A 25325-nucleotide genomic window follows, 5' to 3' on the forward strand; every position below is an offset into this window, starting at 1 on the left:
ATTAAATAAATGTAGTCATTGGACTCGAATTTCAATCCTTACGACATGACGAAGTTGTAAGATCTCTGCCGCTTCGGGAAAGAAGAGGTTATACTTCGTCCATTATTGTCTAACCGAGTCTTTATTTTGCTGAGCTATCGTCACAGTTTTCACGCGGGCAACCATGCCGATGTCGTGAAGCACATAGTACAAAGTCTTATCCTTAATTCTCTAAAAAACAAGGAAAAGCCATTCGTTTATCACGACACCCACTCAGGTGTAGGTCGTTACGATCTGACCCATGAATGGTCGGAGAAAACGGGCGAATACAAGCAAGGTATCGGCAGGCTTTGGGGTAACTCAGACATCCCAGAAGACATCGCCAGCTACATCGAGTCGATTGATACGCTAAATAACGGCGATGCGCTGCGTTACTACCCCGGTTCACCACGTGTGGCGCGCGCGCATCTGCGCCCGCAAGACCGTATGGTGCTGACCGAGCTGCACCCAAGCGATTTTCCACTGCTGGAGCAAGAGTTTCATCGCGACCGTCAGGTGAAGATCTTTAAAGAAGATGGCTTTAAACGCCTTAAAGCGAGCCTGCCACCCGCAGAGCGTCGCGGCTTAGTACTGATTGACCCACCCTACGAGCTCGCCAGAGAGTATCGCGATGTGGTAACCGCGATTGCACAGAGCCATAAGCGTTGGGCAACCGGTATTTACGCAATTTGGTACCCAGTGGTGAATCGTTACGACATCGACGACATGATTGATGGTCTGGAAGGGCTTGGCATTCGCAAGATCCTACAGATTGAGCTTGGGGTGTCTCCTGACACCAATGAGCGCGGCATGACAGCTTCGGGCATGATTGTTATCAACCCGCCGTGGATGCTAGAGCAGCAAATGAAAGAGATTCTGCCATACCTTAAAGAGAAAATTGCCCCAGCAACAGGTCACTTTAAGGTGGAATGGATTGTTCCTGAATAAACAGTTCCAGAATAAGAGCTGATAAAAATCGGCGAACAAAACACAAGGCGCAAGCATCTGTTTTTCATAACAAGCTTGCGCTTTTTTATTGCCCCAATCTCTCTCATTCAAAAAATATTTCGACTTTATTGAAATTATTTTCGTCTTTTTCAACCTCTCCTCGTCTTACTAGTGAAAGTACTGAAGCAGTACACCTAAATTACATCCTAGTGAGGAAACCAACATGATTAAGATTGTTAGCTTTAAGATTTGTCCCTTTGTTCAACGCGTGACAGCAGCACTGGAAGCTAAGCAAATCCCTTACGAGATTGAGTACATCAGTCTAAAAGACAAACCGCAGTGGTTTTTAGATATCTCACCAAATGGCCAAGTGCCTGTCATGGTGACCGAGTCCGGCACGGCGCTGTTTGAGTCTGATGCAATTATTGAGTACATCGAAGATGAATATGGCCCGCTTGAGCAAGGTGTTACCAATGAGCAGCGCGCTCTTGACCGCGCATGGAGCTATCTTGGCTCGAAGCACTACCTTGCTCAGTGCGGCACCATGAGCAGCAAAGATAAGGCAACCTTTGAAGAGCGTGCAGATAAGCTGATTAAAGCGTTTCAAAAAGCAGAGAACCAACTGTCGGGTGAGACAAAGTTCTTTAAATCGGATGCGCTTAGCAATGTGGATATGGCGTGGTTACCATTACTGCATCGAGCTGCCCTTGTTAAAGCACACTCTGGGTATGACTTCTTCTGTGGTCTACCGAAGATGCAAGCGTGGCAGCAGAACATTCTCGAGTCGGGTTTAGTGGAGAAAACCGTATCTGAAGACTTCGATACGCTGTTTAGCAACTTCTATCTCACCAACACCTATCTGGCAGAAGGTAAAGATATGGCACCAACATCAGGCTGCGGCACAAGTAGCTGCTGCGGTTAATCATGATCCTCTGAGGGCGCTCGCTCTCAGAGTCATCGACATTAATCGTTATTAGTCATAATCAACGCAACTTTTTCCCATTGGAGAAAGTTGCTAGACTCGATTTATCATACGGACAGAGATTGTGGCTAACATGTTGGGTTGTTGAGTTCTGACAACATCGCCCCAATATGCTTTAGTACAAGCAATCAAAATATTTATAAGCTCTTGGAGAACGTAATGGCAACGCATTTTGACTATATCTGTATTGGTGGCGGCAGCGGCGGTATCGCATCTGCAAACCGTGCGGCAATGTATGGCGCGAAGGTTGCGCTTATCGAAGCGAAAGACCTAGGCGGTACTTGTGTAAACGTTGGCTGTGTACCTAAAAAGGTCATGTGGCACGGCGCGCAAATTGCTGAAGCCATGAACCTATACGCGGAAGACTATGGTTTTGACGTTGACGTTAAAGGCTTCGATTGGAACAAGCTCGTTGAAAGCCGCCAAGCGTACATTGGTCGTATCCACCAATCTTACGATCGCGTACTAGGTAACAACAAAGTAAACGTTATCAAGGGCTTTGCTAAATTCGTTGACGCAAAAACCGTTGAGGTTGATGGCGAGCTATATACAGCTGACCATATTCTTATCGCAGTCGGCGGTCGCCCAACAATTCCAAACATCCCGGGTGCCGAGTACGGTATCGACTCAAACGGCTTCTTCGACTTAGACGCACAACCTAAGCGTGTTGCTGTTGTAGGTGCAGGTTACATTGCTGTTGAGATCGCAGGCGTACTAAGCGCACTGGGTACAGAGACACATCTGTTCGTTCGTAAAGAGTCGCCACTACGTAGCTTCGATCCAATGATCATCGACACACTAGTCGAAGTAATGGATGCAGAAGGCCCAACACTGCACACTCAGTCTGTACCAAAAGAAGTGGTTAAAGAAGCAGACGGCAGCCTGACTCTTCATCTAGAGAACGGTGAAAGCCAAAACGTTGACCAGCTTATCTGGGCAATTGGTCGTCACCCAGCAACGGACGCAATCAACCTAAGTGCAACGGGCGTTGAAACTAACGATCGCGGCTACATCAAGGTAGATGAGTACCAAACAACCAACGTTGAAGGCATCTACTGTGTGGGCGATATCATGGAAGGTGGTATCGAGCTAACGCCAGTGGCAGTTAAAGCGGGTCGCCAGCTTTCTGAGCGCCTATTTAACAACAAGCCAAACGCGAAAATGGACTACGACCTAGTTCCAACCGTGGTATTCAGCCACCCACCAATCGGCACTATCGGTCTAACGGAGCCAGAAGCGGTTGCGAAATACGGCGAAGAGAACGTGAAAGTGTACACATCTGGCTTCACAGCGATGTACACCGCAGTTACTAAGCACCGTCAGCCTTGTAAGATGAAGCTAGTATGTGCGGGCGACGATGAGAAAGTGGTTGGCCTACACGGCATCGGCTTTACCGTGGATGAGATGATTCAAGGCTTTGCGGTTGCGATGAAGATGGGCGCAACCAAAGCAGACTTTGATTCAGTGGTTGCTATCCACCCGACAGGCTCAGAAGAGTTCGTGACAATGCGTTGATAGCGTTGATGGCGTTAATGTGGCTAAGCATTAATCGCGACAAACGTATATCACCTAAAAGCCCAGCCATCGCTGGGCTTTTCTACATCTAAAGTTTCGAACCACCACACATCTTTACGCAATCGAGTTATTACTCATTCCCTCCCGCCATGAAACGCCTCGCAGCAATCTAACAACAAGCACAGAACTAATGGTTTTCATAGTAACCAGCACATAGCCTTTGTTTTAGTTTTTTCTGCTAGCTAATAGATCTCATTTAGCATGAGACTCTGCAAACTAGCCCAATAAAATATAAGGAACGTGAAATGAACCCCAGCCAATTGTTGGTTGCGGCAGCACTTGTAGGCACAAGCCTGCCAGCACTTGCCGTCAACCCTCAGCCCGACCCTACTAATCCAACTGGCTACGTATTGTTGCGTAGTGAAGTGCAAGCCAGCGCTGCAGCTCAAACCAGTGACCCAATGTACGCGGTTTGGGCTAATGCGCTTTCGACAGCACCGAATACCATTGTTGATGCGATTGACGCGGGACTGGCCAGCAACCCTGACAACGTCAAGCGAACAGAGCGCGTGTTCCCTCGCTCGGAGTGGGACTTTCTCACTCAAATGGCCGCCCCGGAATACACCTATCAGCGATTTTTACAGGCTATTGGTAAGTTTCCCGCATTTTGTGGCGACTACACCGATGGACGTGACGCCGACGCCATCTGTAAACGCTCTATCGTTACTGCGTTTGCACATTTCGCCCAAGAAACTGGCGGACATATCGCCATTGATAACACCTGGGATAACCCACTGGCTTTAGAAGAATGGCAACAAGCCTTAGTACATGTGCGCGAAATGGGCTGGTCCGAAGGACAAAAAGGCTACACCACAGGGTGCGGTCAAAATGATTGGCAAAACAAGCGCTGGCCATGTTCACCGAACCAAGGATACTTCGGCCGCGGCGCCAAGCAGCTTTCCTACCATTTTAACTACGGCCCTTTCTCGGAAGTGATGTTTGATGGTGACGCGACTGTTCTTCTTGATAACCCAGCCTTGGTGGCGGATTCATGGCTCAATCTCGCCTCTGCCATCTGGTTTTTCTTAACCCCACAAGCACCAAAACCCGCTATGCTGCACGTGATTGACCGAACTTGGACACCCTCGCAGCGTGAGCTTGATGCCGGTATTGGTTATGGCTTTGGTACCACGATTAATATCATTAACGGCGGCATTGAGTGCGGTGAGCAAAACAAAACCAAAGGCCAACCGGTCAACCGTATTCGCTATTGGGAAGGACTCGCAGCGCATTACCAAATTCCGATTGATGCCGATGAGGCGAATACCTGTTGGCAACAAACGCCTTACGGTAGCTTGAACCTTAATGGTGCTACCGACGTGTTATACACCAACTGGGAGGCAAGCTGGAAATATCATGCCGATCGCCCTGGCGGGGTCTCGTTTGAATGTAACCTGGTCGGGTATCAAACGGCATACTCTGCGCTTGTCCCTGGCGATTACGAGAAGTGTGTGACGAACTTTTATGGCTCACACGCTAACTGGCCAGAAGTTCGTATCGTCGATCAGCCACCCAACACAGGTGGTGGCGATACGGGTGGAGGCAATGGTGGCGGTGATACCAGCACACCGTCTGGCGTCATCGTTTGGGAAGCGGGAGTGACCCAAGCCGACGTTGGCGATACCGTGACACACCAAGGAAAGTGCTTTACCGTGAAAAACAAACCTGGAGTTTGGGAGACGCCCACTCAAACCAATTGGTTCTGGGAACAGGTCACCTGCCCATAGACTAGCAAGAGCCGCAGCTTGGTTAATAGCTGTGGCTCGAGTCCTCTTTTTGACTTACTTGCCTGAGTACAGGGCAATTTTTACACAACTCTGATCCACTCTCCCTTTCCTAGGTCGGAAAACTTCCTTATAGTTTGTTAAGACTGTAAGGAGTTGTTAATGGACAAAAAACACGTTTATTTCTTTGACGCTATGCGCTGTGTCGCCGCACTGGCGGTGATCATCATTCATGCTCTTGGGCCTTACCGTCATGAATTAGGACAAATCCCAATGGGCGAATGGGTCACGGCGATCACCTTTAACGGCTTCAGTCGCTGGGCAGTGCCGGTATTCATACTGATCACCGGTGCATTGATGCTCAATGACACACGCCTATTTGATCTCAAATATTACCTATCGCGCCGACTCGGCAAGGTGTTGATCCCATTTTTGGTGTGGTCGCTGTTTTATGCGTATTTATCAGGCTGGACGATTGAGGGCTTTGATGGCGGCACGGTGAAAGAAGTACTGGCAGAGAGCTACCATCACCAGACCTATTACCACCTTGGGTTCTTTTACTACTTCATTCCTTTGTATGCGGCTATTCCGTTTCTGCAAATCTTTGTTCGCAAGTTTGATGATGCAGCGCTCTACGCCTTCACGGGTCTTTGGCTACTGACGACTCTGCTGTTTTTGATGCGCATCGACGGACCTTGGAGTGAGCAGTTCTGGCTATATATGGGGTTATTGCCCCTTGGCTACATTCTGTATCAGAAGCTGCCTGCCAGTCGCAGCGTGGTTATCGCCTCGGTGATTTTGGGTGTGGGTGCTATGGCTCTTAGCAGCTATATGGTGGTGCAAGGCAGTATCGAAGCGGAACGCTATTATGTGGGTCGCTGGTTCTCTTATAAGACACTGAATACCGTATTGGCAGCCAGTATGATTTTCATTGTTTGTAAGGCGTACGCCGATAGCCTAGCGCCTAAGGTGAAAAAAGTAGTGAGCTTTATCAGTCAATACAGCCTTGGTATTTACATTCTGCACCCACTGTTTTTGTGGCCTATGAACGAGCTCGGGCTACATCATGGTCACCCTATTTACATGATCCCGTTTTGGGTTGTTATCAGTGGTGGCTTAGCACTGGCAACTAGCTGGCTTTTAGCTCGCAGTGCCAAAACCCGCTGGTTACTACCTTAAGGACAAGTTCGTTTACTTGCCTACACACACCACATTTAGCAGGGTGTTGCCTTTTAACGGTGACACCTTGCCATTAGTGAATAGCCCCTTTTGACCATCTCCCCAATAAGGCATTTGCAGCGGCCATTGATTGTTGACCATGACCTTAGAGTCCACCAAGGCTTGCCACTCACTGTTGCTCACCAAATGCATATCAAGATCGCTGCACACCTTAATTGCGCTGTTGTAGCTTAGACGATTCCACGCCTTATCATGTTCCATATAAAACTGGTGGTCACCGCCTGAGAGGTAGGGTACCGCATAGCGCTTACCATCAAGTTCTGCGGAAAGTCTGACTGAGAGTGGCGAGGATTTAGTGGTTGGCAGTTCAGGAATGGTGGCTGCCTTTTTAACGGACTTGCTCGTGGCCGTTGAAGAAGATTGAGAAACGGCTGGCTTAGGAATGTCTTGCTTTGCGAGTTTTTGCTCTGAGACTTGAGGCTTAGCGAAGGCTGCTTTGACGCCTGTGGGGTTTGATTGAGACGAGGACGAAGCCTTTGCAGTCTTCTCGCCGCGCTCCACCACTCGGATAAAGGCATCACGGTAACCGCGGATTCCCTTCACCTCATTTAAGTCTTGCTTAACTTTATTCACATCCGTATAGGGACCAATTAGGCAGCGGTAGCTGCTTTTTTGCGGCAACATCCAAACATCAGAAGATATCTCAGAGTACAGCGGCATGGCTTGTTCCAAAGGCATGGGCGCTTCGAGTATCCCACATTGAATCCAGTATACCGCGCCCTCAGATACTGGCACCGTACTCCCCCACACACCATTTCCTATTGGGCAATTTTCGGCAAGAACAGGGAGTTGATTTATGGAGGCTTGGCTAGCATCACATAGCGCATCATCCGCCGACGCCCCTGACGATATGACCAATATTCCGAGCAGAACACTACTACGCAGCCAGCTTATTGATGCGCTCGCTAATCCCTTTACTCTGCTAAAAGAGCTCATATCTATCCCCTGAACACTTCTTGTGAAATTTGCGACACAAATAAAAAGAGCCGCAATGATTTGCGACTCTTAGTGTAGTGAGGATTGGGTTTAAAAATCAATCACTCTCGATCACCCTTTGTAGATTTTCGGGTTAAATACATCACGCAACCAGTCACCTAATAGGTTGATTACTAGTACTAAAGTGACCAGAACCAGACCAGGAAATGCCGTGATCCACCAAGCACCAGAGAAGATGTACTTAAAGCCGATACTGATAAGAGCACCCAGCGACGGTTGGTCAACCGGTAGGCCAAGACCTAGGAATGACAGCGCCGCTTCAGACATGATCGCGTTCGCCACCTGTACTGTTGAGATAACCAAGATAGGCGACAAACAGTTAGGAAGAATGTGACGGAACATGATGCGAGGCGCTTTAAAGCCCATCACACGTGCTGCTTCTACGTACTCTTTCTTCTTCTCAGCCAGTACCGAAGCACGAATGGTACGTGCATACTGTGGCCATTCGGCAATACCGATGATCACCACCAGCATCAGCACCGCATATTGACTGAAGAACTCGCTACCAAAGCTCGCCTTAAAGATAGCGGAGACAATGATCGCTACCATCATGGTTGAGAACGACAGCTGAACATCCGCAAAACGCATCAGGAAGCTATCAACACGACCGCCGAAGTAGCCCGCAGACAAACCGATGACGGTACCCAGAAATAGCTGAAGACCGACTGCCGCAAAGCCAATCGTTAGCGATAGACGAGAACCGTAAAGAATCGTCGACAGAATATCACGACCTTGCTCATCAGTACCCAGCGGGAAGGTTGCGTCGCCGTCTTCCATCCAAGATGGTGGCAGCTCGGCATCCATAATGTCGATGGTACTGAGATCATACGGGTTATGCGGTGCAATCAGCGGCGACGCTAACGACATCACTAGAATCACCATAAACACAGTGAAACTCGTCATCGCAACTTTGTCGCGCTTGAAGTAATACAGAAAATCCGATTGTTTGAAACGCTCCCAACGTGAAGGAACGACTTGTACTGCTTGTGTCATGGTTATGCTCCTTTACCAGTTAGGTTTACTGTTGGGTTAATCAAGCCGTATAGCAGGTCGACGATGGTGTTAGTCACAACGAAGATAAGACCTACAAAGATAACGTACGCGGTGATAAGCGGCGTATCTACGCGGTTGATTGCCTCTAGGAAAAGGAAGCCTGTTCCAGGCCACTGGAATACGGTTTCGGTTAGGATGGTGTACGCCACCATAGTACCGATTTGTACGCCACCTACCGTCAATACAGGTAGCATGGTGTTTTTAAGCGCGTGTTGGTAGTAGATCTTATGTAGAGCTAGACCTTTCGCCTTACCAAACTTGATGTACTCAGAGCTCAGCACTTCTAGCATCTCTGCACGCACCAAACGAATAAACAGCGGCAACATAATGGAAGCCAGTGCGATACACGGCAGCACCAAGTGTGCCAGACCATCAAGCGTTAGGAAGCCAGAGTCCCAACCAAACCAGTTCGCGGTTTCACCTCGTCCATAGGACGGGAACCAACCCAGTTCGATAGAGAAGACATACATCAACATGATTGCCGTTAGGAAAACAGGGATCGAGATACCGATGCTGCTGCCTGCCATCACGACTTTGGTAAAGAAACTCTTCGGGTTAATTGCAGAGTAAACCCCAAGAGGGATAGATAAACAGATTATGATTAACGTGGCACCAAATACCAGCTCTAGCGTCGCCACTAGTTTGCTCGCAATCACTTCAACCGCTGGACGCTTGAAGAAGTATGAGTTGCCTAAATCACCTTGTACCGCGTTACCAAGAAAACGCGCGTATTTCGTAATGAAGGGATCGTTGAGGCCCATTTCATCACGCATCGCTTGACGCTCTGCTTCTGAAACCGACTGACCTACAAGTTCACGCAACGGGTCGCCCAGGTTATCCTGAATGGCAAACGCCACCAAACTGATCACAAACATCACTATCAGTGCCTGAAACAGGCGCTTGACCAGAAACGAAAACATTCCTTGCCCCTTATGTATCCATTACATTAAAAATTCGTTCAGCCTAAAAAACGCGCTCTGCTCGCTGAACAAAGCAGAGCGCGATTATCTGTCGCTTACTCAGCGAGAGAGTGCCGCTTATTTAACGACTAGGTCACCAAAGTATGGGAAGTTCATGCCGTTGATGATTGGGCCAATCTCAACGTTAGACTTCGCTGCCCATGATGGATCTTGCCAGTGTAGAGGAACAAACGCCGCTTCATTGTAAAGCGTTGCTTCTACTTGCTTAAGCATCGCGCTACGCTTCGCTAGGTCTGTCTCAGAGTTAGACGCTTCAACAATCTTGTCCACTTCTGGATTCGAGTAGTGACCACAGTTGTACTGACCACGACCAGTATCTTCGTTACGAGTCATCGTTAGGAACTCTGTGAAGTTCGCTGAATCTTCCGTATCTGGGTGCCAGCCGATCATCATCATGTCTGCTGCACACTTATCAAACTCTGGCCAGTATTGCGCTTTAGGCATTGTCTTCAGATCAACCTTGATGCCGATCTTAGATAGCATTGCCGCCGCAGCTTGAGCAATCTTGTCATCGTTCACGTAACGGTTATTTGGCGCCATCATAGATAGCGTAAAGCCGTTCTCGTAGCCCGCTTCCTTCATTAGCTCTTTCGCTTTCTTCAGGTCGTAGCGTGGTACTAGCTCTTCGTTGTAACCCGCATAACCAACTGGGCTTTGCTGACCAGCAGGTGTCGCAGCACCTTTCATGATCTTCTTAGCAATACCTTCGTTGTTGATTGCGTGAACGATAGCTTGACGAACGCGAACGTCTTTTAGAGCTTCGTTGCTGTTTTGGTTCATTTGGAACGTGATTACACGCGTACCTGGCATAGTGTATAGGTTGATGTTGCTCGCGCTATCCACACGCTTGTAGTCGTTTGGTGCTACTGGAGCAATCATGTCTACATCGCCAGAAAGAAGTGCTGCTACACGCGTTGCCGCTTCTTTGATTGGTACAAGTGTTAGGTTATCAACGTTACCTTTTGATTCGGTATCCCAGTAGTTAGGGTTACGCTCAAACTCAACCTTGATGCCTTGCTCACGAGATTTAACCGTGAATGGGCCAGTACCAGAAACGTTAGTAGAAGCAAAAGAGTTACCGTGCTTAACGATTTCGCCTTTGTCTTTACCGTCTTCTGTTGTACCAGAGTAGAACTTGCTGTCCATTGGGAAGATGTACGTTGCCACGTTCTCAACTAGCGGGTAAGTACCGTCAGTCTTGATTTCGATGGTGTAGTCGTCAACTTTAGTCAGTGATACTAGCGGCGCAAAGATACCTTTGAAGTCAGCAGACTTCTTAAGACGCGCAAATGTCCACACTACGTCGTCAGCCGTTAGCTCGTTACCAGAGTGGAACTTAACGCCTTTACGTAGGTTGAAACGCATAGTTTCGTTGTCGACACGCTCCCAAGACTCAGCCAAACGAGGCTCAAATTCCATGTCTTGGTTAAAACGTACTAGTGGGTCAAATACCATGTGTGAAAGCTGCATCACACCGCCAGATAGCTGCTCTTGTGGATCAAGCGTTACTGGGTCAGCGTCGTATGCTACGGTGATGTTTGCTGCTGCAGCGCTAAAGCTTAGGCCAGCTGCCATCAAAGCCACTGCTAATTTACTTTTCATGGTTTTCATTGTGCATAACTCCTTCATGCGGGGATCCGGATCCCTTTTTGTTGTGTTTGCTTCTGCTTATATTTCCATTAGGAACTTATTTGGCTTACGCCGTTTTTACTACGTCTTCTCTTAAACCTGTAAATTCAGGCATCAAGGAAATCAGTTGCTTGCTGTATTCGTGTTGTGGGTCGGTAAACAATTGCTCGGTTGGTGCTACTTCCAGTAGCGTACCCATTTGCATTACCCCTACTCGGTCACACATCTGACGGATAACCGGCAAATCGTGACTGATGAACAGCATGGTGAGGTTCAGCTCTTGCTGAAGGTCTTTAAGTAGGTTCAAAATCTGCGCCTGAACGGATACATCAAGCGCTGATGTCGGCTCATCACAAATCAATAGACGCGGACGCGTTGCCAGTGCGCGAGCGATAGAGATACGCTGACGCTGACCACCAGAGAACTCGTGTGGATACTTCACACCCGCCATCTTGCCAAGACCCACGTGCTCAAGCAGATCTTCAACAATCTGTTTAGTTTCTGACTCGTTAGCGGTCAGTTTGTGGAAACGAATTGGCTCAGCTATGATGTCGTAGATCTTCATGCGCGGGTTCATTGAGGTGTATGGGTTTTGGAACACCATCTGCATCTGACGACGCATCGGACGACGCTCTTTCTCCGACTTAAGTGAGGTTAAGTCGATACCCTCAAACGTCACCTTACCTGAATTTGGAGCGTACAGACCTGCGATAACTCGAGCAATAGTAGATTTACCTGAACCCGACTCACCTACTAGGCCAAATGTCTCACCTTCGTGAACCTCAAAGCTCACGTTGTTCGACGCCTGAACGTACTCACGACGACTTTCGAACAAAGAATCTTTGGTCACAAAGCGCAGGTTGACGTTCTCTACGTTAAGCAGTGGTCCTGTGTAATCACGGTGATCTTGGCTTTGACCTAACCAGTGGTTTTTCACATCAAGCGGCTCCATTTCATGAGCTTCTTCGATGTAACTAACCAGTGGGAAGCGATCCAGTTTCATGTCTGAACGAGGAACCGCTGAGATTAGGCTGCGCGTGTATGGGTGATCTGGGTCGCCCAGTACTTTCTTCGTCGCACCAAACTCAACTAGGTCACCGCGATACATAACTGCCACGCGGTCAGTCACGTTAGAAACCACACCCATATCGTGCGTCACTAGCATACAACCCACGTTATTCTTGATGCACAGGTCGCGAATCAAACCTAGGATTTGATCTTGAATTGATACATCGAGTGCCGTGGTTGGTTCGTCGGCAATGATAAGGTCAGGTTCACCCGCTAGCGCGATAGCGATAACCACACGCTGACGCATACCACCAGAGAACTGGTGTGGGTATTGCTTAAGACGGTTTTCAGGCTGTGGAATGCCCACTTGCTTCATTAGGTTAAGCGAGCGCTCATAGGCTTGCTCATCCGTCACCTTCATATTGGCGTGGATGGTCTCTTTTAATTGTTGCTCAACCGTGAAGAGTGGATTAAGTGAGGTCATTGGGTCTTGGAAAATAAACCCGATTTTTGAGCCACGAACTTTTCGCATCTGTTCAGGAGATAAACCGGAGATTTTCTCTCCATCCAAGAACACTTCGCCACCAGCGATAGTCCCTGGAGGTGATAGCAAATCGATCACCGCATTACCTACGGTCGATTTACCTGCACCAGACTCACCCACAACACCAACTATTTCGCCGCGTTCAATATTGAACGACAAATTTTTAACCGCGGCATGTACCCCATGGCGAGATGGGTATTCGATACGAAGATCTTTAACTTCTAATAATGACATTACCAGACCTCTACTGCTTTGGCAGTTTTCTGCCCCTGTCTGAAAAATTGAATCCATTCTTAGGCAGCATTTTCTGCTGACTAATTACAAGTGCATCAATTTGGCAAATCTTTCACAGAAAAGCAACAAAAATAGGATAAAAATTCGAAATTGAGCAAATCTAAAGCAGTATAAATAAATATTTATGCACATTAACTACATATAGTAATGAGAGTACCCATCTAAAAACTTGATGTAGCACCAATAAAACGCACTATAAAACGATCATAAATCGCTATGCATCACGATATTAGCCATATTAATGACTAAAGCAGTGCGAATAGTTATTCCGCAATCATTTTAACACTATGGAAACATAAGTTTTGTAACAATGCCGTTTGCAGAACTAAAGTCTAGATCTTAATCACACTTCACAAGCGAAACGCTCAAAGATCGAGAGTAGGCAACATTTTCCGCTACATTAAATTGCAACATGATTGTGGCATGCAATATAGACAAAACTCTGGGATTCTGGAGTTAGCTAGAGTGAAACACCATTTCTTATCAGACAAGAATCGTAGAAATGTTATTCAGCCAAGCTCCAATAAGACAACAGGCTATTTATAAAGAGGGAAAACACGATTCAACGAGAAAATGCCGCTAATCGGACAACAAAATGATATGTGACTAGATAGATGAACTAATGATAAATAGTTTTGGAGATCATGTCGGGTTTTCAACTTGGCGCTTTTCTAGCGTGTAGATGAAAGAACCTCGTATGACGAGGAGGCTTCAAATGATGTTCGGTGAAAAGGGATTCGATTGGTTCGACACTCGACGACTGGGCTTCCATGGGACTGGCCTTCCAGCCTCCGACTCGTATGGGTTTTCCTCAAACCTGCAAACCATATATACGAAAAAAGCCTCGTCTTTCGACGAGGCTTTCGAATGGTGGTCGGTGAAGAGGGATTCGAACCCCCGACCCTCTGGTCCCAAACCAGATGCGCTACCAAGCTGCGCTATTCACCGACAATGTTTTATTACGAGTCAACTCGTAAGGGGAAGCAAATGCTACCAAAATAAATGGGGTGGCTAACGAGATTCGAACTCGCGACCACCGGAATCACAATCCAGGGCTCTACCAACTGAGCTATAGCCACCACAAATTTTGTTTTGTTACTGTCATCAACAGTAACTGAAATAGTGGTCGGTGAAGAGGGATTCGAACCCCCGACCCTCTGGTCCCAAACCAGATGCGCTACCAAGCTGCGCTATTCACCGACAATGTTCTTTTCAGAACGCTTTCGTTTCGATTAAATCAAAACTGGAGACAAAAGTCACCGAAATAATGGGGTGGCTAACGAGATTCGAACTCGCGACCACCGGAATCACAATCCAGGGCTCTACCAACTGAGCTATAGCCACCACTATTTTTGCCAATAATTATATCCGGATGGCACGCCCGAAAGGATTCGAACCTTCGACCTTTGGCTCCGGAGGCCAACGCTCTATCCAGCTGAGCTACGGGCGCATGCCCTATCGGCGGATGGGAATAATACGGATATCACACTATGCCGTAAAGTACTTTTTTAACTTTTTTTTTCGTTTGTTGGCTTTTTCAGCACTTTGGTACAGAAAATACTAGCTTTACGATGTGATTCACCCCGTGAAGCTGAAAAGTTGTGGTTTATTGCAACAAGTTAACAGGATATAATCACCCAATGTTTACATTGATTTAACAGCCGTTAGATCAGCAAGCAGAATAAAATCGTATAAATGAATAGCAAGCAGCGACTTGCTACCTTGTTGGATAGTAAAGTGAGTTTAATGGATATGTCTCGTCGAATCTTAACTGTGTTGTTCGCCGCACTAACTTTTTCTACTGCCTCTTTTGCAGCGGATGTGAGCCAAGAAGAATATGACGCTATCGCAGAGCGTATTAAACCCGTTGGTGGCGTTTACTTAGCAGGTAGCGAACCTGTTGTTGCAGAGCCAACTGGTCCACGTGATGGTGCCACTGTTTACAATACCTTCTGTACTGCTTGTCACTCTATTGGTGTCAGCGGTGCTCCTAAAACGGGTGACGCTGGTGACTGGGCACCACGTATCGCGCAAGGCAAAGACGTGTTGGCTGATCACGCCATCAACGGCTTTAACGCGATGCCAGCGAAAGGCTCTTGTATGGATTGTTCTGACCAAGAAATCATTGATGCTATCGAGCACATGATCGCGGGTCTGTAATCCAGCAATACGCACTGTGTATAAAGAAGGGGCTCACTATCTAGTGAGCCCCTTCTTTATACACAGTGCAATCTCGCGTTACTTCTTATTAAACATCGCGCGAATATTGGCGATATGCGCCTGACCTTTTTGCATGCGCTCTTCCGCTGACACCGGCTTTTTCGCTTGCTCCCATTCAACATCATCAAACGGCAGCTCATCGAGAAATCGGCTGTGCTCAGGCTTGATTAGCTCACCAAACTGACGGCGCTCCTTACATATCGTAAAGGTCAGCTCCTTTTGCGCGCGAGTGATGCCGACATACATCAAGCGGCGTTCTTCTTCGACATTGTCCTCATCGATGCTGGTTTGATGCGGCAAAATGCCCTCTTCTGACCCTATCAAATAGACATAAGGAAATTCCAACCCCTTTGAGGCATGCAGCGTCATCAATTGAACCGCATCGCTGTCATCATCTTCTTCACCGCGTTCCATCATGTCGCGCAGGGTTAGACGTTGAACCACTTCTTTGAGCGTCTTCTCTTCTTTGTCGTAGTTGTCACCCTCTAAATCAGCAACAATCCACGAATAAAGATCAGAGACGTTCTTCATGCGCATTTCAGCCGCTTTTGCGCTGGATGACGTTTCGTACAGCCAATCTTCATAGTTGATATCACGAACCAAGGCTCGCACAGCCTCTACTGTATTGCCGCGCTCTGCGTTATCGGCGATAGCGACGATCCATTGGGTAAAGCGGCGCAAGTTTTCAAGGCCGCGGCCGGTAAGGTGCTGCTCTAACCCAAGCTCGAAGCTTGCCTCAAACAAGCTTTTTCCTCGCATATTGGCATAACTGCCCAGCTTCTCCAGTGTTGCAGGACCAATTTCGCGACGCGGCGTGTTTACGATGCGCAAGAAAGCATTATCATCGTCTGGGTTCACGAGCACACGTAGATACGCCATGATGTCTTTGATCTCGGCGCGCGCAAAAAATGACGTGCCTCCTGAGATCTTGTAAGGCACACGGTTTTGCATCAATACCTTTTCAATCAGGCGCGACTGATGGTTGCCTCTATATAAGATGGCATAGTCACGATACTCAGTTCGATTCACAAATCGATGAGCAATAAGTTCGCCGGTGACGCGTTCTGCCTCATGCTCCTCGTTTTTGGCTTTAAGTACTTTAAGCTTTTCACCATCGGGGATCTCTGAGAACAGCGACTTCTCAAATACGTGCGGGTTATTGGCAATCAGAATATTTGCAGCGCGCAAAATTCGGCTGGTTGAGCGATAATTTTGCTCCAGCATCACCGCTTTCAGGTTTGGAAAGTCTTTGTTGAGCAATACCAGGTTCTGCGGTTTCGCGCCACGCCATGAGTAGATAGATTGGTCATCATCACCCACGACGGTAAATCGAGCCCGTTCGCCGACCAACAGTTTAACAAGTTCATACTGACTGGTATTGGTATCTTGATACTCATCCACCAGCAAATACTGAATACGTTTCTGCCAACGCTCACGGACTTCTTGATTGGTCTTAAGCAAAATCACAGGAAGCGCGATCAGGTCATCAAAGTCGAGCGCGTTATAGGCTTTCATCTGGATTTGGTACATCTCAAAGCAGTGCGCAAACAGTTGTTCTTGTTCTGAACGTGCACTGCCTTTGACCTGCTCTGGTGTGAGCATGTCGTTTTTCCAGTTCGAAATAGAGCTGAGCAGCGAACGGAGGAGGTCCTTATCACCATCAAGCTGTTTTTCAGTGAGCTCTTTGAGCAGTGCCATCTGGTCCTGATCATCAAACAAAGAGAAGCCCGCTTTCAAGCCCAGCGCCTTATACTCACGACGAATAATATTCAGCCCCATGGTGTGAAAGGTCGACACCATCAAGCCTTTAGATTCATTCTTACCAAGCGTTTGACCAACACGCTCTTTCATCTCCCGAGCGGCTTTGTTGGTGAACGTCACCGCAGCGATATTTCTCGCCTTATACCCGCAGTTTTGAACTAGGTAGGCTATCTTATTAGTAATCACGCGGGTTTTACCTGACCCTGCACCAGCGAGAACCAGGCATGGACCAGAGACGTATTTCACCGCCATATCTTGCTGCGGATTTAGCTTCATTAATGTGCTCACTACTCACGACTTGTAACGCGCACATAATAGACTGCTACCGATAACAATGCCACGCTCTGTAGGAGTTTTTAACTTTTATAGAATTCTGATTAAAAATAAGTTGCACAAATAGACGTCAATTGTTTTATAATGAATGAACGTTCATTCAGTTATTGGTTGGATGGCTCATGACAACTGTAAATACCAGCGACAAACGCCTACAAATACTTGAAGCGGCTCAAAAAATGGTAGCCGAAGTAGGCATTCAAGGTGTATCTATGCAGAAGCTAGCCAATGAGGCTGGCGTCGCTGCAGGCACCATCTATCGCTACTTTGACGACAAAGACCATTTGTTGGAGGAGTTGCGACAGTATGTGGTCGCGCGTATGGCGAAAGCCGTACAAGCGGGCGTGGATGCAGACAAGCCACTGAAGGAACAGTATAGGACCATGTGGCTAAATATTTGGCGAATGGCGGCATCGAATATCAATTCGTTAAAGACACGCGCCCAATATGATTCAATTCCTTCGAAAAATTGTTATAGCACTCGGGAACAAGAACGAAAAATGTTTGCCCAAGTCGATAACCTATTCAACGAAGGAAAGAAACAAGGGGTTTTCAAAAACCTCGATAATGAAATTCTTTCTGGACTAAGCTTAGAAGCAAGTGTTTCGCTTGCGCGTAAGCATGCTCTGGGTCTCTATCAACTGGATGACGATGCGCTGGAATCAGCTATCGAAGCCAGTTGGGATGCAATTATAAAACACTAATGTGGAGTTCTCGTTAGAATGAAAAAGTGGACATTTTTCATGCTACTTATCGCAATACTGCTATTCGGCAGTGTGATAGGTTTCAACCTGTTCAAGCAACAGAAGATTGCTGAGTATTTAGCAAATCGCCCTGAGCCTGAATTTCCAGTCACCGTGACCACGGTTCAACCTGTTGATTGGGTACCGGTTATCGAAGCCATCGGTTTTGTTGAGCCTAACCAAGGTGTCACACTGACTTCAGAAACCAGCGGCGTGATCAGCAATATCTCATTTGCTTCAGGCTCAATGGTTGAGAAAGACCAGCTTCTTGTATCTCTGGATTCAGACGTAGAAAAAGCGAACCTTAAGAGTTCACAAGCACGTCTACCTGCAGCGAAAGCGAAATATGAACGCTACCAAGGTCTTTACAAGAAAGGCTCTATCTCGCGCGAAGCATACGATGATGCAGAAGCAAGCTACTTCTCTCTATCGGCTGACATCGAGAGCCTAAAAGCACAGATCGACCGTCGTGAAATCAAAGCACCATTCTCTGGTGTCGTTGGTATCCGTAACGTGTTCCTTGGTCAGTATCTGCAACCAAGTGATGATATCGTGCGCCTTGAAGACACTAGTCTAATGAAGCTGCGTTTTACTGTTCCTCAGACCGATTTCTCTCGCATTTCTATTGGACAAGATGTCGATATCTTCGTTGATGCGTATCCAAATCAGCCATTTAAAGGCTCTATCTCGGCTATTGAGCCTGCGGTAAGCATTCAAAGCGGCCTGATCCAAGTGCAAGCGGATATTCCAAATAACGATGGCAAGCTACGTAGCGGCATGTTCGCTCGCGCTAACATCATTCTGCCTAAGCTAGAGAACCAAGTGACGCTACCGCAAACGGCGATCACGTTTACGTTATATGGCGACAACGTATATGTCGTGACTGATGTTGATGGTGAGAAACGCGTTAAGCAGCAAGTCGTTAAAGTTGGCGAGCGTACTGGCGATATCGCCCACATCCTAGAAGGTGTGAACCCAGATGACGTTATCGTTACCTCTGGTCAGGTACGTCTAAGTAACGACGTGAAAGTCAAAGTGGTGGAAAGCGATGCGACTGTCCCACCAGCTGAGACACCGATGCTGTAATTGGAGGCAAAATGCGTTTTACTGATATTTTCATAAAACGTCCTGTTCTTGCGGTATCGATCAGCTTCTTGATTGCCTTGCTTGGTTTGCAAGCGGTATTCAAGATGCAGGTACGTGAATACCCAGAAATGACGAATACGGTTGTCACCGTGACAACCAGTTACTACGGTGCAAGTGCCGACTTGATTCAAGGCTTTATTACTCAGCCTCTGGAGCAAGCCGTCGCGCAAGCCGACAACATTGACTACATGACGTCACAGTCTGTGCTTGGTCAATCGACCATCACGGTAAACATGAAGCTTAACACCGACCCGAACGCGGCGCTGTCAGACATTCTGGCAAAGACCAACTCGGTTCGCTCTCAGCTTCCGAAAGAAGCCGAAGACCCAACGGTAACTATGTCGACTGGTTCGACGACCGCGGTACTTTATATCGGCTTTACCAGTGATGAGTTGGCGTCGAGTCAGATCACCGACTACCTAGAGCGCGTAATCAACCCACAGCTATTTACCGTTAACGGTGTATCTAAAGTAGATATGTACGGTGGTATGAAATACGCCCTGCGCGTATGGCTAGACCCACTGAAAATGGCCGCGCTGAAGATGACAGCTTCGGACGTGATGAACGTTCTGAATGCCAACAACTATCAGTCTGCAACAGGTCAAGCAACGGGTGAGTTCGTTCTTTATAACGGCAGTGCCGATACTCAGGTTTCGAACACCGAAGAACTAAAGAACCTGGTTGTGAGCTCAGGCGACGGCCAAGTGATTCGCTTAGGTGACATCGCGAAAGTGACGCTTGAGAAGAGTCACGACGTTTATCGTGCGAGTGCTAACGGTCAAGAAGCCGTAGTAGCAGCGATCAACGCCGCACCGAGCGCTAACCCGATCAACATTGCAGCCGATGTGCTTGAACTTCTTCCTCAGCTTGAGAAGAACCTACCAAGTAACATCAAAATGAACGTGATGTATGACTCGACGGTGGCAATCAACGAGTCAATTCAAGAGGTTATCAAAACCATCCTTGAAGCGGCCTTAATCGTACTTGTGGTTATCACTCTGTTCTTAGGTTCATTCCGTGCAGTTCTGATCCCTATTGTCACTATCCCGCTATCCCTGATTGGTGTAGCCATGGTGATGCAGGCGATTGGCTTCTCATGGAACCTGATGACGCTGCTGGCGATGGTATTGGCTATCGGTCTGGTGGTAGATGATGCGATCGTTGTTCTTGAAAACGTTGACCGTCACATTAAGCTCGGTGAATCGCCGTTCCGCGCGGCCATCATTGGTACTCGTGAGATTGCGGTACCGGTTATCGCGATGACACTCACACTAGGTGCGGTATACGCGCCAATCGCATTGATGGGTGGTATCACGGGCTCGCTGTTTAAAGAGTTCGCTCTAACGCTGGCAGGTTCGGTGTTTGTATCCGGCATCATCGCGTTGACGTTATCGCCAATGATGTGTTCGAAGCTACTTAAAGCCAACGAGACACCAAACCGTTTCGAGCAGAAAGTGCATCATGTACTTGATCGCATGACCGCTCGCTACGAGAAAATGCTCACAGCAGTTATGCAGCACCGTCCGGTTATTATCGGCTTTGCGGTTATCGTGTTCGCGTCACTTCCGATGCTGTTCAAGTTCATTCCAAGTGAACTGGCACCGTCAGAAGATAAAGGTGTTGTGATGTTGATGGGTACGGGTCCGTCGAATGCGAATCTAGACTATCTACAAAACACCATGAATGATGTGAACAAAATTCTGAGCGACCAGCCTGAAGTGGCATTTGCACAGGTATTTACTGGTGTACCTAACTCAAACCAAGCGTTTGGTATTGCGTCAATGGTGCCGTGGAGTCAACGTGAAGCTAGCCAAGCTGAAGTGGCGAACCGTGTAGGTGCTCTCGTCGCTGAAGTACCGGGCATGGCTGTGACTGCGTTCCAGATGCCAGAACTTCCTGGTGCAGGTTCAGGTCTGCCTATTCAGTTTGTTATCACGACACCAAACAGCTTTGAGAGCTTGTTTACTATCGCGACCGACATCTGGGGTGAAGTACAACAAAACCCACAGTTTGTTTACTCAACACTGGATTTGAACTACGACTCAGCCACGATGAAAATCAATATCGACAAGGACATGGCTGGCGCCTACGGCGTGACCATGCAAGATATCGGTATTACGCTGAGTGCAATGATGGCCGATGGCTACGTAAACCGTATCGACCTAAATGGTCGTTCGTATGAGGTAATTCCTCAGGTTGAGCGTAAGTATCGTCTAAACCCAGAGTCGATGAACATGTACTTCGTGCGTTCTGACGACGGCCAAGCTATCCCACTAGGTAGCCTTATCAGTATCGATGTGGTTGCGGAGCCTCGCTCACTGCCTCACTTCAACCAGCTGAACTCAGCAACAGTGGGTGCGGTACCGTCGCCGGGCGTGGCAATGGGTGATGCAATTGCATGGTTTGAATCGATTGCAGAAAGCAAACTGCCAAGCGGCTACAACCATGACTACATGGGTGAAGCACGTCAGTACGTAACCGAAGGTAGCGCACTGTACGCAACGTTTGGTCTGGCACTGGCAATCATCTTCTTGGTACTGGCTATTCAGTTCGAGTCGATCAAAGACCCATTCGTTATCATGGTCTCGGTACCGCTAGCGATTTGTGGTGCCTTGATTGCTCTTGCTTGGGGCGCAGCGACCATGAACATTTACTCGCAGGTTGGTTTGATTACCCTAGTTGGTCTAATCACCAAGCACGGTATTCTAATCTGTGAGGTAGCCAAAGAAGAGCAGCTTCTGCATAAGAAGAGCAAGATGGAAGCGGTCATGGAAGCGGCGAAAGTACGTCTTCGCCCAATCCTAATGACCACGGCGGCGATGATCGCAGGTCTTATCCCACTGATGTACGCATCAGGTGCGGGTGCAGCTCAGCGCTTTAGTATCGGTATCGTAATCGTTGCTGGTCTTGCGATTGGTACACTGTTTACGCTATTTGTACTGCCAGTTATCTACACCTACTTGGCAGAGCGTCATAAGCCACTACCTGTATTTGTTGAAGACAAAGACTTAGAGAAAATTGCTCGAGTTGACGAAGCTTCAGCTGCATGCAAAGAGAATCGCGTATAAACAGTTAATGTGATTCTACGTTGTGAGTTAAAAACAGCGTTACTTAGAAAAAGGCCACATTGTGGCCTTTTTTATTACGCTAAATAACGACATTGCCCGGTGGATTACATAGAATAGTGGGATTACTTAAGGAGTTACCAGACATGTTTGACCCAAAGAAACTTGAACAGATTGCTAAGCAGATTCACGACTCTATGCCACAACCCGTGAAAGAGCTTGGTGCGGATGTTGATCAGAAAGTACGTCAAGTGATTCAAGGCCAATTGAATAAGCTTGATGTGGTTAGCCGTGAAGAGTTTGACGTGCAGACTCAAGTACTGCTTCGTACTCGCCAAAAGCTAACTGAAATGGAGCAAAAGCTTACTGAGCTAGAGCAAAAGCTAGCAGACAAGTAACCATTTGTTCGCTGCATTCCGAGCATTAGGCTCGAATGGCACAGACAAAAGAAAGGGGCTACCGATTGGTAGCCCCTTTTTACTATGTTGTGTTTACGTTTTATTTATTCTTGGTCGGCTTAGCCGCCTACAGCGATGCGCTTCATGTCTGTCATGTAGCCACGTAGCTCTTCACCGATGTACTCAACAGGGTGGTTGCGGATAACGTCGTTTACTTCGATTAGTTTGCCGTTATCTACTTGATTAGATGTCTCGCCTAGACCTTTACCGATTACGTCAGTACCTACTGATGGCATGAACTTCTCACGAAGCAGTGGTGTTGCTACGTTAGCGAATAGGTAGTTACCGTATTCTGCTGTGTCAGAGATGACTACGTTCATTTCGTATAGGCGCTTACGTGCAATCGTGTTTGCAATCAGTGGTAGCTCGTGTAGCGACTCGTAGTACGCAGACTCATCGATGATGCCTGATGCCGTCATTGCTTCAAATGCTAGCTCAACACCTGCACGAACCATAGCCACCATTAGGATACCGTTGTCGAAGTACTCTTGCTCAGAGATTTCTACATCTGATGCAGGGTAGTTTTCGAATGCTGTTTCAGCGGTCTCTGCGCGCCAACCTAGAAGATTCACATCGTCATTTGCCCAGTCAGCCATCATAGTGCTAGAGAATTCGCCTTGGATGATGTCATCCATGTGCTTGTTGTAAAGCGGACGCATTAGGTCTTTTAGCTCTTCAGACAGGTCAAACGCTTTCACTTTCGCAGGGTTAGATAGACGATCCATCATGTGCGTGATGCCACCGAATTTCAGTGCTTCTGTGATCGTTTCCCAACCGAACTGAAGTAGTTTACCTGCGTAGCTTGGGTCGATGCCGTCAGCAATCATCTTCTCGTAACATACGATTGAGCCTGCTTGTAGCATGCCACATAGGATAGTTTGCTCACCCATTAGGTCAGATTTAACTTCAGCAACGAATGAAGACTCGAGAACACCTGCACGGTGACCGCCGGTTGCTGCTGCCCATGCTTTCGCGATTTCAAGACCATCACCTTGAGGATCGTTCTCTGGGTGAACTGCGATAAGAGTTGGAACACCAAAACCACGCTTGTATTCTTCACGAACCTCAGTACCTGGACACTTAGGTGCAACCATGACAACCGTTAGGTCTTTACGGATTTGCATACCTTCTTCAACGATGTTGAAGCCGTGAGAGTAACCTAGAGATGCGCCTTCTTTCATTAGCGGCATTACCGTCTCAACCACGTTAGTGTGCTGCTTGTCTGGAGTTAGGTTAACAACTAGGTCAGCTTGAGGGATTAGGTCTTCGTAGCTACCCACAACGAAGCCGTTGTCTTTCGCGTTTTTGAACGATTGACGTTGCTCATCGATTGCTGCCTGACGAAGTGCGTACGACACGTCTAGGCCAGAATCGCGCATGTTCAAGCCTTGGTTTAGGCCTTGAGCACCACAACCAACAATGACTACTTTCTTACCTTTTAGGTAATCCGCTTCTGAAGCAAATTCAGAACGATCCATAAAACGACAACGACCTAGTTGGTCCAATTGCTCACGCAAGTTAAGAGTATTGAAATAGTTAGCCATAGTGGGGCTCTCCTGTTGAATTCTGTCCGTAGTGTCGATGCTTATCATCGAATGACTTCATACTAAAACAGAGACTAAATTGCTTAAAGTGATATATTCACAATTTGTCATTGCAATTAATGCAACTACCGATATCTTTAGTGTTATGAATATTAAAAGTCTCCAAGCTTTTATCCATCTTTGTGAGAGTAAAAGCTTCAGTAAAACCGCAACCGCTATGCACGTCAGTGCCTCGGCACTTAGCCGTCAGATTCAAAAGCTTGAGCAGGATACTCATCAAAGCCTATTCCTGCGTGACAACCGATCTGTAGAGCTCACACCCGCAGGTAAAAAGCTGCTACCGATTGCCATCAATATCGTCAGTGAATGGCAGCAGTTTCAATCTGAAAGCCAACATGGTGAAAACGAGCTCAGAGGCAAACTTCGGTTGTTTTGTTCAGTCACCGCCAGCTATAGCCATTTACCTGAACTGCTTGCGGAGTTCAGGCTGCTCTATCCGTACATCGAATTCGAACTATCGACAGGCGATCCAGCCCAAGCGATAGACAAAGTCATGAATGATGAAACGGATATCGCTATCTCTGCACTGCCTGAACTGCTCCCCGCGCGCTTGGAGTTTGAGACGATTAGTGAGATCCCCTTATCTGTTATTGCGCCAGCCGGGGTAAGCAGCTTTGGCTCTGAGCTAGCCGATGGTATGCCTGACTGGAGTAAAATCCCATTCATTGTCCCAGAAGCTGGCACCGCTCGCGAACGCGCAAATTACTGGTTCAAAAAAATGCGTATAAAGCCCAATATCTATGCTCAAGTATCCGGTCATGAGGCGATTGTTAGCATGGTGGCATTAGGATGTGGCGTCGGTATTGCGCCAGAAGTCGTCATCGTCAACAGCCCTGTCAGAGACAAGATACAGCGCTTGAAACTAGAGCCTATAAAGCCATTCAAACTCGGTGTGGTGTGTAAGCGCTCTAACTTGGATAACCAGCTACTCTCTGCATTTTGGAAAGTGGCGGAAAATGTTTATATCCAACCATAACTTGGCTCACTGACTGTTGTGACAGAGAG

At 47.6% G+C, this 25325-nt stretch carries 18 protein-coding genes and 5 tRNA genes; 11 read left to right on the forward strand and 12 right to left on the reverse strand.

Features of this window, described 5'->3' with window-relative positions:
* The first annotated feature begins 126 nt into the window (after positions 1–126).
* From LY387_RS16045 to LY387_RS16065, 5 genes are all read left to right on the forward strand, one after another.
* Positions 127–966 (forward strand): 23S rRNA (adenine(2030)-N(6))-methyltransferase RlmJ, encoded by an 840-nt coding sequence (locus LY387_RS16045; protein WP_234494818.1) that lies wholly within the window; start codon positions 127–129, stop codon positions 964–966.
* Between the two features lie 223 nt (positions 967–1189).
* On the forward strand, positions 1190–1888 hold the full coding sequence (locus tag LY387_RS16050) for a glutathione S-transferase family protein (protein WP_234494819.1): 699 nt from the start codon (positions 1190–1192) through the stop codon (positions 1886–1888).
* A gap of 219 nt (positions 1889–2107) precedes the next feature.
* Complete coding sequence (gene gorA / locus LY387_RS16055) at positions 2108–3463, forward strand: glutathione-disulfide reductase (protein ID WP_234494820.1); 1356 nt, start codon at positions 2108–2110, stop codon at positions 3461–3463.
* Positions 3464–3768: 305 nt separating this feature from the next.
* Positions 3769–5250 (forward strand): chitinase, encoded by a 1482-nt coding sequence (locus LY387_RS16060; protein WP_234494821.1) that lies wholly within the window; start codon positions 3769–3771, stop codon positions 5248–5250.
* A gap of 159 nt (positions 5251–5409) precedes the next feature.
* Positions 5410–6426 (forward strand): acyltransferase, encoded by a 1017-nt coding sequence (locus LY387_RS16065; RefSeq protein ID WP_234494822.1) that lies wholly within the window; start codon positions 5410–5412, stop codon positions 6424–6426.
* Between the two features lie 12 nt (positions 6427–6438).
* On the opposite strand, the gene LY387_RS16070 is transcribed toward LY387_RS16065, so the two are convergent.
* From LY387_RS16070 to LY387_RS16115, 10 genes are all read right to left on the reverse strand, one after another.
* Complete coding sequence (locus LY387_RS16070; protein ID WP_234494823.1) at positions 6439–7422, reverse strand: SPOR domain-containing protein; 984 nt, start codon at positions 7420–7422, stop codon at positions 6439–6441.
* Positions 7423–7533: 111 nt separating this feature from the next.
* Positions 7534–8475, reverse strand: a complete 942-nt coding sequence (locus LY387_RS16075; RefSeq protein WP_234494825.1) for an ABC transporter permease — start codon at positions 8473–8475, stop codon at positions 7534–7536.
* Positions 8476–8477: 2 nt separating this feature from the next.
* Positions 8478–9455, reverse strand: coding sequence for an ABC transporter permease (locus LY387_RS16080; RefSeq protein ID WP_042477785.1), 978 nt, complete (start codon positions 9453–9455; stop codon positions 8478–8480).
* 117 nt (positions 9456–9572) lie between these two features.
* Positions 9573–11126, reverse strand: a complete 1554-nt coding sequence (locus LY387_RS16085) for an ABC transporter substrate-binding protein (RefSeq protein WP_234494826.1) — start codon at positions 11124–11126, stop codon at positions 9573–9575.
* A gap of 85 nt (positions 11127–11211) precedes the next feature.
* Positions 11212–12930, reverse strand: a complete 1719-nt coding sequence (locus LY387_RS16090) for a dipeptide ABC transporter ATP-binding protein (protein WP_112461466.1) — start codon at positions 12928–12930, stop codon at positions 11212–11214.
* Between the two features lie 931 nt (positions 12931–13861).
* Positions 13862–13938: transfer RNA gene (locus LY387_RS16095), tRNA-Pro, on the reverse strand.
* Between the two features lie 55 nt (positions 13939–13993).
* Positions 13994–14069: transfer RNA gene (locus LY387_RS16100), tRNA-His, on the reverse strand.
* Between the two features lie 44 nt (positions 14070–14113).
* Positions 14114–14190 (reverse strand) — tRNA-Pro (locus LY387_RS16105).
* 68 nt (positions 14191–14258) lie between these two features.
* A tRNA-His gene (locus LY387_RS16110) sits at positions 14259–14334 on the reverse strand.
* Positions 14335–14363: 29 nt separating this feature from the next.
* Positions 14364–14440 (reverse strand) — tRNA-Arg (locus LY387_RS16115).
* 296 nt (positions 14441–14736) lie between these two features.
* Here LY387_RS16115 and LY387_RS16120 point away from each other — a divergent pair.
* The gene (locus LY387_RS16120) at positions 14737–15150 is read left to right on the forward strand and encodes a c-type cytochrome (protein ID WP_042477783.1); all 414 of its coding nucleotides are present in this window, start codon (positions 14737–14739) and stop codon (positions 15148–15150) included.
* A 78-nt stretch (positions 15151–15228) separates the two neighbouring features.
* On the opposite strand, the gene rep is transcribed toward LY387_RS16120, so the two are convergent.
* Positions 15229–17247 carry a DNA helicase Rep gene (gene rep / locus LY387_RS16125; protein WP_234494829.1) on the reverse strand — a complete coding sequence of 673 codons (2019 nt, stop codon included), beginning with the start codon at positions 17245–17247 and terminating at the stop codon, positions 15229–15231.
* Positions 17248–17426: 179 nt separating this feature from the next.
* Here rep and LY387_RS16130 point away from each other — a divergent pair, with 179 nt between their 5' ends.
* The 4 genes from LY387_RS16130 to ubiK all read left to right on the forward strand — a co-directional run bounded on the left by LY387_RS16130 (position 17427) and on the right by ubiK (position 22656).
* Positions 17427–18008, forward strand: a complete 582-nt coding sequence (locus tag LY387_RS16130; protein ID WP_042477781.1) for a TetR/AcrR family transcriptional regulator — start codon at positions 17427–17429, stop codon at positions 18006–18008.
* An 18-nt stretch (positions 18009–18026) separates the two neighbouring features.
* The gene (locus LY387_RS16135; RefSeq protein WP_128648336.1) at positions 18027–19133 is read left to right on the forward strand and encodes an efflux RND transporter periplasmic adaptor subunit; all 1107 of its coding nucleotides are present in this window, start codon (positions 18027–18029) and stop codon (positions 19131–19133) included.
* A gap of 11 nt (positions 19134–19144) precedes the next feature.
* A complete protein-coding gene (locus LY387_RS16140; RefSeq protein ID WP_234494830.1) occupies positions 19145–22261 on the forward strand; it encodes a multidrug efflux RND transporter permease subunit in 3117 nt (1038 codons plus the stop codon).
* 143 nt (positions 22262–22404) lie between these two features.
* Positions 22405–22656, forward strand: a complete 252-nt coding sequence (gene ubiK, locus LY387_RS16145) for a ubiquinone biosynthesis accessory factor UbiK (RefSeq protein WP_234494831.1) — start codon at positions 22405–22407, stop codon at positions 22654–22656.
* A gap of 119 nt (positions 22657–22775) precedes the next feature.
* On the opposite strand, the gene ilvC is transcribed toward ubiK, so the two are convergent.
* Positions 22776–24260, reverse strand: coding sequence for a ketol-acid reductoisomerase (ilvC, locus tag LY387_RS16150; protein WP_006075378.1), 1485 nt, complete (start codon positions 24258–24260; stop codon positions 22776–22778).
* A 145-nt stretch (positions 24261–24405) separates the two neighbouring features.
* Here ilvC and ilvY point away from each other — a divergent pair, with 145 nt between their 5' ends.
* Positions 24406–25296, forward strand: a complete 891-nt coding sequence (gene ilvY / locus LY387_RS16155) for an HTH-type transcriptional activator IlvY (RefSeq protein ID WP_234494832.1) — start codon at positions 24406–24408, stop codon at positions 25294–25296.
* Positions 25297–25325 lie beyond the last annotated feature (29 nt).

This window comes from Vibrio maritimus (genome assembly GCF_021441885.1).
Classification (GTDB): domain Bacteria; phylum Pseudomonadota; class Gammaproteobacteria; order Enterobacterales; family Vibrionaceae; genus Vibrio; species Vibrio maritimus_B.